The organism is Grimontia sp. THUN1695, assembly GCF_059704325.2.
Genome location: NZ_AP046577.1, coordinates 928,732 through 940,814, shown reverse-complemented (window position 1 = coordinate 940,814; position 12,083 = coordinate 928,732). Strand labels below are relative to the sequence as shown.

14 protein-coding genes are annotated in these 12,083 nt (G+C 51.1%); 2 read left to right on the top strand and 12 right to left on the bottom strand.

From position 1 onward, the window contains the following. Positions 1 to 59 precede the first annotated feature (59 nt). The 11 genes from AC6IB1_RS07975 to AC6IB1_RS07925 form a co-directional block, all read right to left on the bottom strand. A complete protein-coding gene (locus tag AC6IB1_RS07975; RefSeq protein ID WP_497568553.1) occupies positions 60 to 1,055 on the bottom strand; it encodes a hypothetical protein in 996 nt (331 codons plus the stop codon). Positions 1,056 to 1,176: 121 nt separating this feature from the next. Then, positions 1,177 to 1,776, bottom strand: coding sequence for a Gp49 family protein (locus AC6IB1_RS07970; protein ID WP_497568552.1), 600 nt, complete (start codon positions 1,774 to 1,776; stop codon positions 1,177 to 1,179). Between the two features lie 92 nt (positions 1,777 to 1,868). Next, entirely contained in the window at positions 1,869 to 3,935 is a 2,067-nt protein-coding gene (locus AC6IB1_RS07965; protein WP_497568551.1) for a portal protein, read from the bottom strand. Further along, a complete protein-coding gene (locus AC6IB1_RS07960) occupies positions 3,935 to 5,617 on the bottom strand; it encodes a terminase large subunit (RefSeq protein ID WP_497568550.1) in 1,683 nt (560 codons plus the stop codon). The genes AC6IB1_RS07965 and AC6IB1_RS07960 overlap by 1 nt, the downstream gene beginning before the upstream one ends. Next, positions 5,614 to 6,474 (bottom strand): hypothetical protein, encoded by an 861-nt coding sequence (locus AC6IB1_RS07955; RefSeq protein WP_497568549.1) that lies wholly within the window; start codon positions 6,472 to 6,474, stop codon positions 5,614 to 5,616. The genes AC6IB1_RS07960 and AC6IB1_RS07955 overlap by 4 nt, the downstream gene beginning before the upstream one ends. A gap of 175 nt (positions 6,475 to 6,649) precedes the next feature. Then, a complete protein-coding gene (locus AC6IB1_RS07950; protein WP_497568548.1) occupies positions 6,650 to 6,847 on the bottom strand; it encodes a DUF7940 domain-containing protein in 198 nt (65 codons plus the stop codon). A gap of 98 nt (positions 6,848 to 6,945) precedes the next feature. Next, a complete protein-coding gene (gene lysC, locus AC6IB1_RS07945) occupies positions 6,946 to 7,206 on the bottom strand; it encodes an Rz1-like lysis system protein LysC (RefSeq protein ID WP_497568547.1) in 261 nt (86 codons plus the stop codon). Continuing rightward, complete coding sequence (locus AC6IB1_RS07940) at positions 7,145 to 7,513, bottom strand: hypothetical protein (protein WP_497568546.1); 369 nt, start codon at positions 7,511 to 7,513, stop codon at positions 7,145 to 7,147. Before AC6IB1_RS07940 ends, lysC begins: the two co-directional genes overlap by 62 nt. Continuing rightward, on the bottom strand, positions 7,494 to 8,048 hold the full coding sequence (locus AC6IB1_RS07935; protein WP_497568545.1) for a lysozyme: 555 nt from the start codon (positions 8,046 to 8,048) through the stop codon (positions 7,494 to 7,496). The genes AC6IB1_RS07940 and AC6IB1_RS07935 overlap by 20 nt, the downstream gene beginning before the upstream one ends. Positions 8,049 to 8,053: 5 nt before the next feature. Beyond that, the gene (locus AC6IB1_RS07930; protein WP_497568544.1) at positions 8,054 to 8,341 is read right to left on the bottom strand and encodes a hypothetical protein; all 288 of its coding nucleotides are present in this window, start codon (positions 8,339 to 8,341) and stop codon (positions 8,054 to 8,056) included. 170 nt (positions 8,342 to 8,511) lie between these two features. Further along, positions 8,512 to 9,099 carry a hypothetical protein gene (locus AC6IB1_RS07925; protein WP_497568543.1) on the bottom strand — a complete coding sequence of 196 codons (588 nt, stop codon included), beginning with the start codon at positions 9,097 to 9,099 and terminating at the stop codon, positions 8,512 to 8,514. 225 nt (positions 9,100 to 9,324) lie between these two features. On the opposite strand from AC6IB1_RS07925, the gene AC6IB1_RS07920 reads away from it, so the two are divergent. Beyond that, the gene (locus tag AC6IB1_RS07920; RefSeq protein WP_497568542.1) at positions 9,325 to 10,206 is read left to right on the top strand and encodes a tyrosine-type recombinase/integrase; all 882 of its coding nucleotides are present in this window, start codon (positions 9,325 to 9,327) and stop codon (positions 10,204 to 10,206) included. Then, positions 10,203 to 11,249: an IS91 family transposase gene (locus tag AC6IB1_RS07915; RefSeq protein WP_497566129.1), complete on the top strand. Its 1,047-nt coding sequence runs from the start codon at positions 10,203 to 10,205 to the stop codon at positions 11,247 to 11,249. Before AC6IB1_RS07920 ends, AC6IB1_RS07915 begins: the two co-directional genes overlap by 4 nt. 258 nt (positions 11,250 to 11,507) lie before the next feature. Here the strand turns inward: AC6IB1_RS07915 and AC6IB1_RS07910 are convergent, their stop codons facing one another. Further along, on the bottom strand, positions 11,508 to 12,059 hold the full coding sequence (locus AC6IB1_RS07910) for a hypothetical protein (RefSeq protein ID WP_497568541.1): 552 nt from the start codon (positions 12,057 to 12,059) through the stop codon (positions 11,508 to 11,510). Positions 12,060 to 12,083 lie beyond the last annotated feature (24 nt).

The following is a 12,083-nucleotide window of genomic DNA, read 5'->3' as shown; positions in this document are numbered from 1 at the left end:
AATCCTTTAAACAAAAAAACCCGCCAATATGGCGGGTTACGATGCCGTCTACACGGCGTTTAACTGAGTTGAGCGAGTAGCGCTTCAATGTCGTCTTGCGACATGTCCGCCATCATGGCTTGTGCCGTTTGCGGGTCCGCATTAAGCAACTGCTCCTGCACTGATGGCGTATGCCTGCTGGTTGAGCCTACTTCGCTCGGTGAGCTTGGGAGAGCGTTATCATGTGCATCCTGCTCTGCACTATTGGCCGCATCCTTGAGCTGCTTTTGTTGCTGTTCAAAGTGTGCCTTAGTCAGACGGGTAGCTTCGTCAAAACGCGCCTGGATAGGCTTACTCGCCCATTGCGGATCAGCTTGTAACTGGTCATCGAATTCAATGGCTTTATTCCACTGCTCGCCGCCACTTTCACGCCAGGCTTTCAAATCCGTGTTCGCCTCAATGGCATCTAACACCGGATTAGATTGCGGGGTGCTTTGAGCTTCCGCAGTTTGCACCTGCGCAGTATGGGTAGACTGGCTTTCAATCTTGGTGACTTTCGCCACCAAGCCACGAATGGCGGTTCCGATTTCCGGATAGTCATCCGCCAACGCATCCAGCTGTTCTTCTGACAGTTGAATGTTCTCTGGTAAATCTTCTGGTGCGACACCCAGCTTTTGGAGTTGCTTGTCACGAATTTGCAGCAAACGCTGACTCTGTTCCCACTCAGATTGCTTTGCCTGCAATGCATCAAACTGCGCCTGTAGCTGCCGTTTGGCGTCGCGCTCGCGCTCAAGAACGTCATATGGAATGACGTGCTCGCCGTCTTTCGCTGCGATACCTGTTGGCTTAACACCCTCTTCCCCCTGAGTCTCCACGGCGTCTTCGCTCGCAGGTGCCGAACCTGCGGTAGTCTCGGCGACAGGCGTTTCGGCTGTGTCGTCAGTTTTCGTCTCTGGTTGTGCTTCCGTTTCATCTGAGTCGCCCGGCAGTTCGTCAACCACCTCGGCACGTTCAAATTCCGCCATCATCGCTTCCAGTTCTTCAAGGGATTCATTACCAGTAAATTCGATTGTCACATTGCTTCTCCTGTGTAGACGTATCGCTGTCTGTGCGGTTAAACACTCTCTTTGAAAGCGCTTAGCGGCAGAGACAAAAAGCCCCAGCAAGTGCCGGGGCTAATTTCATCAATGTTAGTTGTTACAAGTAATTACGTTGATCCATCACTTCACGACGAACATGATAAATATCGTTTTCATCGAGGAAGCAGATGAAGTCACCTGCACTCACGCTCTCATAATGAACAAAAGTGAAACGCTGGTCTTCAATCTGGATTTCAGACGTCGTAGGGCCATCAGGAGAACCGTGCATGTCATTAATCACATCGTCCGGTTGTATTTCATAAGCCACACGGTTGATTTGTTTACCCTGATAGATTTTGAATCCCGGCATGTCAGGGTGAGCAATCGGTTTGAGATCCGCAACGGTCACAGGTTCAAGTGCTGGCGCTACAAAGCAATCACTGGTGCTGCCAGTGACTTTCAGCAAGTAACCTTCCAGTTCCCAGAGTTTGTTGGTCGCAGCCTGAACACAGCGCTCTTTGGCGTACTTCTCGCCATCTGCTTGTTTGTAGTTTTTCGGGTCAACACACGCCGACTCACCATAAGCGACTTGAAAGCCATTCGGCAGAAAGGCCCAACAACCCGTAACTGTGGTATCGCCAACGCGCGCAAATTTGAATTCCAGCGACGCCAGCAGGCTTTGAATGTGGTCGAAGTTGACTTTGGTTTGCTCTGGCATAGTTTCTCCCTGAATGTCAGCCAATAAAAAAGCCCCACCCAAAAGGGCGAGGCTTCACACGATGGGATTAATTTACCGTAGATTTCGGCAGGCTACAACTGTAGCGCATCAATCTGGCTGCTTAGCATGCTATCGTACTGGCTGCGCATCTGTTTCATCTCTTCCGTCAGCCTTTGCATCTCTGCCAAGATCTTCCCGGTTTCGGCTTGTTTCTTCGCGTTGTCGTACTGCTTCCCGCCTGTCTCGGCTTTCAACTTCTCAACGTTGGCCTCTAACTCACCCACTTTCGCATTCATTTCACGCATTGCCAGCGCCTCTTGCTCTGCGGCTTTCTGTTGTTGAGCCTGGTACGCCTGCTGCTCTTCCGGTGTCATGTCTTCCGGATCCTTCGGCACATTCAATGCCCCGCGTATACGTTCCATGAATTCTTGTTTATTCGGGATGTCAGAAAGTTCACAGACCAAATCAAACACCGCCATTTGTGCCTCTGGAGGCAGGCTACTTGTCAGCATCATCATGCGGTCGGCAAGTTGTGCCTTGTACGCACTGGTTTGCTGAATTGGCGCCAATGCAATATGCGCCCGCAAGCGCGTAATATCGTTGTTCAGCCCCTCTTCGGTTTCTTCGTTGATTACCACGGTCTTGCGTTTCATTTTGTCATCGCGGTTGATCACGATGGCCTTGTTCCGCGCATCCTGCATGTCCTCGATGATGTAACCAAGCAGCAATTCTCCCAGGAGCTGACACGACAAGCGATAGTTGTCATTGATTTCTGCCAGCGTTGTAGCGCCCTGCTCAACAAGATTAGCAATAGCAACGCCTGATTCTGCACCGCCCTCTTGCCCTAAGAATGCCGAGTAAACACCCATGGTGTCCTGGATCAGTTTCATGCTGTCTTGCATGACCTGAAACTGTTGGCTTGCGACATTGAAATCCTGCTGAACCTGTAGCGCCTCAGAAATGGTCTTTTTATTCCGGCGGTCAGGGTTGAGCTCAATATAACCATCGGCGCGCTCGACTTCTTCAAGAAGACGCTCCCGGCTCATATTGGTCGCATCTTTATCTGCAATGACGCGCTTGGCCTGCAGCAGCCAGGTCAACTTGATTCGACGGAAATTGACTTCATCTTGTGCGGGGATGGCACGGGCAATCAGGCCATAGGGCTCGCCACTCTTATCCTTACGGTAACCAAAGAACGGCACAATAGGAAACATGCCATTGGGTGCCCGACACTCACGAGAGCCTAGTTTGTGAGGACCGGCAAACCAGGTTTCTACAATCTTACTCGTTTGCCCGACGTCAAGACGTGCTTTGCCCATACCTACTGCTGTCGCGTGAAGCAAATTGTTTTTGTCGTATTCAATCACACGCCCATCTGACAGGCGGATAACCGTTTTACGCTCAGTAAGACGACGATAAACGATTTGTAGTCGAATACGCTTACGGTCCTGGCTTAAATATTCAGAATGTTTTCGGCTCCATCCCTGATATTCCTCCCATGCGCTCATTAGGTTACTGTCAGCGCCTTCAACGATGTCTGTATCAGCGAAACCGTCCCACTCACGCACAGCGTAATCCAGCACATCAGCCTTATGGGGCATCATTGCTTTGAGTGTGCCCACTTCCTCCCATCGCTGGCGCATCACCCAATTGCAATCGGACCAATCCGGCTCTGTCGAAAACCAGTCCCAATACACTTCATCGCGCGGCACATTTTTCACTTTGTATTTAGGGCCAAACGGATCAGGGTTTCGGTACGCCTCCACAAAACCAATGCCACACTTCACTTGTCCTGAGTATGCCTCAGAACGTGCACGATCCAGCCTTGCCAGACGACAAGCATCCGCAAACTCAGCATTGAGTGCTTCGGCCAGTTTTTCCATTTCCTCGTCGGGGTCATCAGCAATCACCATCAAGTCGGTGCGCGTCTTGGCCTCCATGCCCAACACACCATCAATAGCCGGCGCAATGAGGTTATGCATGGTTTCCGGTTGCCCGCGTTCCTTGAGCGCCTGTACCACTTTGGGATGCAGCTGATCGCCATCGTAATAGGCACACGCTTTATTCGCATTGCTTCGCCACGGCGGCTGAGCGTCAATGTCTGACATCACAACCAACAATTGCTGTGTATCGATTTTCTCTGTGAGTGCTACTGTCATTATCTCGCCTGCCAGTGATCCATTCGTTTATTCAGTGGGCCTTGGTCCTTAACAACACGCGCAGGCATACGAGCTCGCATTTCTTGCGCAATCATGTAACTCATACACTGGTCATCGAAACAACCGTCCTGTGCATTCATTGAACCTTTCTTGTCGTAGACGTAGGTGTGCATTTCTGACACGGTGCCAATCCAGTTAATCCCGGACTGTCCGTGACGCAGTAACGTTTTCATGCCCTCCGTAAGAAGGGGCTTGGAGTGTTTAGTCGTGAGCCAACCCAGTTTTACCGTCTCGTCCTCATCATCACGGTCGATATACTGCTCGGTGTAAATGCGAGAAGATGGGTAGAGGTCTTTGAACGCCAGAATGAAGGCATGTCCATGGTTGTTTCGTTCTGGTCCGGCATAGGCAGTGTTATACAGCTTGCCAATGTGCGCAGATAAATGCGCAAACAGCTCAACGTCCAAAAAACCATACCAATGCGCCACCTGTTCCCCGTCGCTTTTCTTCACAATATCCAAGCTGCAACGGTCGCCATGTTCGAGACCTTCTGCAATATCAACGCCCATCGCATAGTTTTCTTCTGGATCCGGCAGCTCCCAGACAAGCAGCATGTTCATCAGACTACGGATCCCTTGCTCATCGAGCTTGTCCGGTTTCACTGCCTTCGTGCGCGTGCCTGTCATCGGTTCCATGTCATAAACAATTAATGGCGCTGAACATTGCCCCTCAGCTTTCATCGTATGGTTGGCATCAAACACACGGCGGCCAGATGTGAGAAACGCTTCAATAGGTGTGGAAGGAAACTCCTGTTTCATTTCCTCACCCTGCTCAGCTTCCTTCAGCACATACCATTGGCGCTGCTCATCAGTAATGGTGCAGCTCATCGCGTTTTCGACTTCGTCAAAATATTCGCGCTGGGTTTTGCTCATCACCACGCCGCTTTTGGGCACTGGCGCGCGATACTTCGGATCTTGCCACCACGCAAAGAAGTGAAACTTCCAATCCAGTTGCGTGAGCTCTGCCTTGGCTTTCGCCAGCTCCATGCTTTTCATCGTCATCGAATGAAAGTCGCCGCCCACTCCTTCTGCTGTGCTCTCAATAAACGCCACGCACCCGGGGTGAATCGCGTTGAGTGTACCGGTTCGCACCTCTTTGGCTTTTTGAGGGTACTTCGCGCAAATCTTCCCATGCTCAGACACATGCAGGCGCTGAACCGTCCCCGAACGAAACGACGTAGCCACCTGAATACTTGAACCATGCTCAAAAAGGATCTTTCCGCCCGTCGCGCCCGAGTTACGGGATTTGATTTTGAAGCGGGTCTTCAACCAGGTAGGCAAGTTATCGAAAGGAATTTCAATCTTGGTACGGAAGATTTCACCGGCAGCATTCTGGTCCTGGGCGATAATCCCGCATTTAAGGTTCTTATTGAACAGCGCTTCATCGAGCAGATAGATATCAATCGCGGTAGAAAAACCAAGCTGACGCGCTTTTAAGATGATGTTGAGCCATCCCATCAACTCAAACAACAGGCGCTGTGCCGGGCGCAAGCGGAAAGTTACCAGCTTGCCTTGCTCATTCTCAATCTTGTAAAGGTTATCGAGTCGCCACCACTTATCAGAGAGAAGCCGCTCAATCAGGGCAATTTCCTGCTCATCGGTGATTTCATAGATATCGGTCATTGCGGTTTACTCATCAAGCCACCGGTACCCATCTCCTGCAAATCAGACAACATCTGACTGATTGGCGTATCGTCGCCCTTTCCTTCTTTCGCCAGCCGGTCAGCTTCAAGCGACAACTTCCGAGTAGCGCTGCGAATTCGGGCAGTGTCCTGAACAATCTTGTCCTTGGTCACCACATCAATGCCGAGACTGCTCAATGTTCGGGTGATGGACTCAATGCGACCAGTGAGTGTATCCAGCTGACCATTCACACGAACAAAAGACTCATACAACGAAATACGGTCCTCAACCGCCTTTGCCGTTGCCATGTCCTCATGAATTTTCCCTAGGTACTCAATGCCACTTTGCAAACGAGCGCGGCACAACACCAACTCATCATCCAACGTCGCTACGTCCGCTGCATCAAACATGTGCTGCTTCGCCTCCGGGAAAAAACGTGCATACAGCCCGCCCTTTCTCGCTACTTGGTTCCCCGGTTCAAATGCATTGGCCGGCACATTGGTATTCCCCGCATTGCCAGCCGCCGCATCATTACCTGCCACAAAATACCCACGTTCATCACGCTGAGGTTTATCGGTGTGCGGTTTTTCTCGGCCTGCGGACTCAGAAGTGGCGACAGAATTTGTTGGTGGCGAGATTTTTTCCACACGTTTCTTTTTTGCCTTTGGCTTTTGCGCAGTCTGCGCAGTTTTCAAATGCGCAGTGTCATTGTGCGCAGTTTTGCGCACTTTGATATAGCGACGCGCACTGGCGTAATTGAGACCTTTCGCTTCACACCACTCTTTTGCGCCGGTGCCATACTTCTCATGGTCGTGCTCAAACTGTGCTTGCAATGCTTTCCAATCCGTCTTAGCCATTACTTGCTTACTTGTTCTCTACTGAGCTCACCCTCAACCACCCAATCACCGATCCGAGGCTGATGTGATGCCCTTACCGTAATACGAGAGCCGTCATTGAGCTGAACACGCGCGCTGACTCCATTCCAACGGATAACACCGGAAACACGCCCGCTTTTCGCCCTTGCCTTGTCCATTAAGCGTGAAGGTTCTTTTGTGGCCACACGCGCAGCATCGCAATAGCGGCTGCCAACAATGAATTGACCAACGCGAACGTAAACGGTGGCAACATGGGTTGGAAGAACACGAATATAGCCATTGCGATATTCAGTACCGCGATGATGACAGCAGCCTTAAAGCTCCATCGCTTCCATGCCTCTTTGAAACTCATCATGTTTTTTGCTCCCCTATGAACATAATCGGGCGCTCTCCCCGTCAGAAGAACGCCCTGTTATGCGCATCAGTTTGTCAGCCCTTCGGCTTTACCTTCATCTAAGCCCCGTCCTCAACCTGTTTCCGCCATTTCAGGTACGCATCGACTTGCCCTGCGCATAGAGACAATGCCGATTTCAGTTGTGGGATATCTCGAATCACGACTTCTGGCCAAATGCCTTGCACTTGGGGCTTATCGCAGGGGCGAATTGCCAGAGGAGGCAAGATGTATTGCACCTCATACTGAACAACCACGCGCTCAGTAGGGGTCACGCAACCGTTCAGTGACAGCAGCAGGAATAGCGCAATCACTATTCGCATCAGCAATGAGGGATTCCAACTGCGTAATTTCTCCATGTAGCCTTGCTCCTTCTTCCCGTTCCCTTTTTAGTTGAGCCTGATACGCCGCCTCTGCCTGCTTTGCCGCGTTTATCAAGTCAGTGAGTGACTTTTCGTTGGCTGCCGCTACGTTCTGCGCAGCTTGCACATTGTCGATAAGCATCTGCTTCTCAGCCTGCATCGCCGTTATGTCTGCCTGGGCAATGCGCAATTTGATGGCCTGATAGCCGATAACACCAAGTACCAGAGCAACACCAATCACCTTCGGGCTACGGAGTAATGCCAGCATTCATGGCCTCCAAGACTTCTGTATCCAGTGGCAATTGACCCAGCCGCGCCAATGCATCGTTAACCGGTAATTGCCCAAGACACAGTTGCAGCGTGATTTCCCGGCGCGTCACAATGCCCCGGCAATTACTCTCTGATTTCATGCAATCCTTCCCGGCCACAAACCGCCATCGCGGAATTTGCATACACGCTTCTGGGTACTGACCGGACAGCAGCAACTGATACATGGTAGAGCGACGAAACGCCCCGGTGCCGATGTTGTACGCGAGATCCAGTGATGCCAGGTGCACTTCGGGCGGAAGTTGCTGCGGAATATCTTCAAGGGGGGTGTTGTGTTTTTGCAGGGAAGCGCCAAACATGGCATCACACTCGTCGCGGGTAAACGTATCGCCCGGCTCAATCCCGAGCGTTTCACCGTAACAGGCAGTCCACACCCCACCGCTGTCCTGATACGCCACCTGCCGGTAGCCCTCAAAGCCACCAGTGAGCGCAATCGCACCGGCCAACAGGCCAGCGTGAAGTTTATTGATCCGCATAGGTGTTAAGCTCGAATAGGGCTTTTCGGATACAGCCATCGCGCTAGGGTGAGCGCAATGCCGATGACAGAGAGTGAAGTACCGACTATGAAGGCGATGTCACTGCCATAGAACGTGAAGTTACCCGCGAGAATGTCGGCAAGGCTTGAGTTCAGCATGCTCTGCGCATTCTCCGCGCCCTTCGCAACACTGACACCGACGCCCGTGCCGCTCCCTACGGCAATACTGACCGTCGATTTATCTGTCACTATCGCAGTCCCCGCTCCTTTTGTGACTGTTGGACTAATTGGCATTGCTGCCCCCTTGAATTTCAGACATAAAAAAACCCCAACCCGGTAAAAGGTCGAGGTTTCGCACTATGTATCTAATTTACCTTGGTTCTGGGCAGGGTTCAAGGCAGGTGATGCGCGGGCAAAAGAAGGCTATTGCCTATTGACCGGAGAAAGGCTTATATGTATTAGAATTATCTTTCACCGTTATATGACACTTCAGACTTGTCAATACCAATGTCTTTACGCATTGCGTTGGTCAAATTGAGAGCCTTAGACCTAATAACTTCCCAACTAACAGACTTACCGTCAAATACAACGGCTAATAACTGATCTATGAACACATCATTTGCATCCATCACTTCTTGTGGCGCTATCATTGCTAAGTACCCATAAATCTTTAGACGCTCTGTTTCGAATTGCTCTGCTTCTTGTGCTGTTAGTTGCTGCTTATTTCTAAGAACGATCATTTCTACTTTTGCCAGCATTGTAGCCACCAAGTCAATCGTAGCTCGATAGATCAATAACTTATCATTGTGCTCTCTGAGTTGGGTTTGCTTATAAACTTCGATCTCACTATTGAGTTTGGCTAAATTTTGCTGGCTCTCTTGATGTAACCCAGTTCTCAGCTTCTCCAGCTCTCGATCATGTTCGGCTTTTTCTTTTACCATTAACCGGTTTGCCCAAATTTTTCCTAAGTAATTTGCCAACCCAAGAATAATGGCACCACTTCCGCCAAGAGCAGCAATGATAGTTGCCCCAATTTTTAGATATTCGTCCATAGTTACCCGATAATTTCTAACGAATGCTTTAGTGGTGAGAAACGCTATCACCAAGTCTTAAACATACCACCGTAAACACAAAACCAACGATGAAATAAAAAAATGCCACGCGTTGCGAATCCCTCTTGAACAGTTTGTTGAACGAAGCCGCTACGCGGCAGAATGCCGTCTTACCGCCTACGTTTCTCCCAACCCTGCCCATCGGCAGCAGACAGGAGAAACACCATGAACCCGCAACAACAACGGCACTTCGAAGCCCTTTACCAACAGCACCTCAACAACTTAACCCTTCAAGGCAAGCGACCCGCCACCATTGACGCCTATGCCCGCGCTGTCCGGCGTATTGCCGCCTTCTTCGATTCTCCCCCCGACAACCTCTCTCAGCAACAGCTCAAAACCTACTTCGTGCGCCTTATCGCATCCCACTCCTGGAGCACCGTGAAGCTCGACCGTAATGGCCTGCAGTTCTTCTACCGCTATACCCTGAATAAACAGTGGGAATGGCTCGATATCGTCAAGCCCCCTCAGGTCAAACGCCTGCCAGATATCTTAACCCCCAACGAAGTCGGGCTGCTCATCACCTTTACCCGACAACCCCGCTATCAACGCTTCTTCTACACCCTTTATTGTCTCGGATTGCGTCTGGGCGAAGGACTGCAACTCACTGTCGGGGATATCGACAGTGCCCACCATCAAGTGCATATCCGCAATGCCAAGGGCGGTAAAGACCGCTTGGTGCCGCTGCCCGACAACACCCTCACGGTGTTGCGTCAATACTGGTGCACCCATCGCCACCCAACCTTGCTTTTTCCCGGTATTGGCAATGAAGGGCCGATGGACCGCGGCGGCGTGCAAAAAGCCATGAAGCAGGTCTGTCGGGACGTCGGTATTCATAAGGCCATCAGTCCTCATTCCCTGCGCCATTGTTATGCCACCCACCTGCTCGAACAAGGCTTGGATTTACGCTCTCTGCAACGCCTGCTCGGTCATGCCAGCCTCACCACCACGGCGCGCTACACCCAACTCACTGACGTGAAGCACGCCCAACTTCATCAGGCAGTCAATCAACTCGCGTCTGGCCTCACCATCATGTGGGAGGCGCCATGAGTGCCTTTATCCAACTGCTGCAACAGCATGCAGGAACCCTAGATACTCGACACCTTACTCCGGATATCGGGCGGGCTATCTTTGCCATGACCCGTTGTCGGACCGGAGCGTTGGGAACATCACAATGGGCATGTCAGGGCTGTCACCATGACGAGCGAACACCGCTCTCGTGCGGGCATCGCCACTGCCCCCAATGCCAACACCCTCACACGGTGCAATGGCTCCAACGACAGGCGGCTAAGCTGTTGCCGACCTCGTATTTTATGGTGACCTTTACCCTGCCTGCGGCTCTGCGCCCGCTGGCCCGCACACACGCGCGGACACTGTACTCGCTCATGTTCTCGGTCGCAGCGTCTGTACTCAAGGCGTTTGCCCAGCGCAAACATGGCGGCGACAGTGGGTTTACCCTGGTGCTCCACACCCACAACCGACGGCGGGATATGCACCCGCACCTGCATGCCATTGTGCCTGCGGGGTTTTATCACCCCACGCGCCGCCAGTGGCATAAGGGCAATAAACAGTTCCTTTACCCTCACGCGGCACTGGCGTCGGTCTGGCGCGCCCGGCTGTTGGCCGCCATCAACACCCATCCCACCTTGACCTTGCCACCCTCGTTGCCAACGCAATGGGTTGTGGACTGTCGCGCCGTGGGACAGGGGCTACCCGCCCTCAAATACCTCTCCCGGTATCTGTATCGTGGGGTGTTGCCGGACAGGGACATTCTCGATATCAGCGATAATCAGGTGACCTTCCGCTACACCGACAGCCAAACTGAGCAATCGGCGACGCGCACCTTGCCGACTCAGCGCTTTTTGATGTTGATCCTTCAGCATGTATTACCCAAAGGGCTACAACGGGTACGCGACTATGGCCTGTTGCATGGCAGCGCCAAGCAAAAACGCCATGCTATCCAGCTGATGCTACTTCACATGGCGCACCGGACATTACCGATTGACGTCCCCGTCAAACAGCACACTACGCGATGCTGCCCTACGTGTGGGGAGCGTCGCTTGGTCTGCGTAGGCGTAACACGACCGAGATAGCCGAAAGGCGAACAGAATAAGGAGAATGGCGACCATTTAGACGAAGGAGAAAACGCAGAGAAAGAGACACACAATCACGTAACCCATTGAAGTTATGCAATACCTGATAACTTCCTGGCGGCGCTCGCCTGTCAATCAGTGACGGGCGTACATCCACACTGTGCTCATCCGAGCAATTTACTTAATAAAGCAGCGACGGGCTTGTTCAACACCCAAATAAAGTGTCGGCTGCGCGACACTTATTCTTATTTGATATGCCTAGCCGCAATTAGTCACAATATGGTCAATTTTCTTCACAACCTTGCTCCATTGAGGTGACGTGAATTCTTGTTCATCTAGTTCAGTTAGAAAATTTTCGAATTCCTTTTCTAACTGGTTTAGAAATTTTGTTGCATGGATTACTTTCGTATCTGCACAAACAAGCGGTAATGAGCAATCTCTACGAATACGCCAACCTCCCGTGGTTTCTGCTTGGTGCAGAATACCGCAGCGAATGTGTTTATAAAAATCAGCGCCAAGTCCAGTAAAATCAGTTAAATGTTGAGATGTGGAGAAGAACTCTTCAAAGATCACTTTCCCCGGTTTATTAGTTTTCTTCCATCCGCGTTTTAATGAAATTAACGATTCAATAACTAAACACGAAACTGCCATCATACTGAAGCCGTGCTTGGATTCATTTTTCTTGAATGGTTCAAAATATCTCTCGGAATAACGATGACGTAGAACCGTGATAATTTGAGCCTTATCTTGGCTATCTTTCAATTTTTGCCAATCCTCTGATAAAAAGGATGACGATAACTCAACTGACATAAAATCCTCATTACTACAATGGCA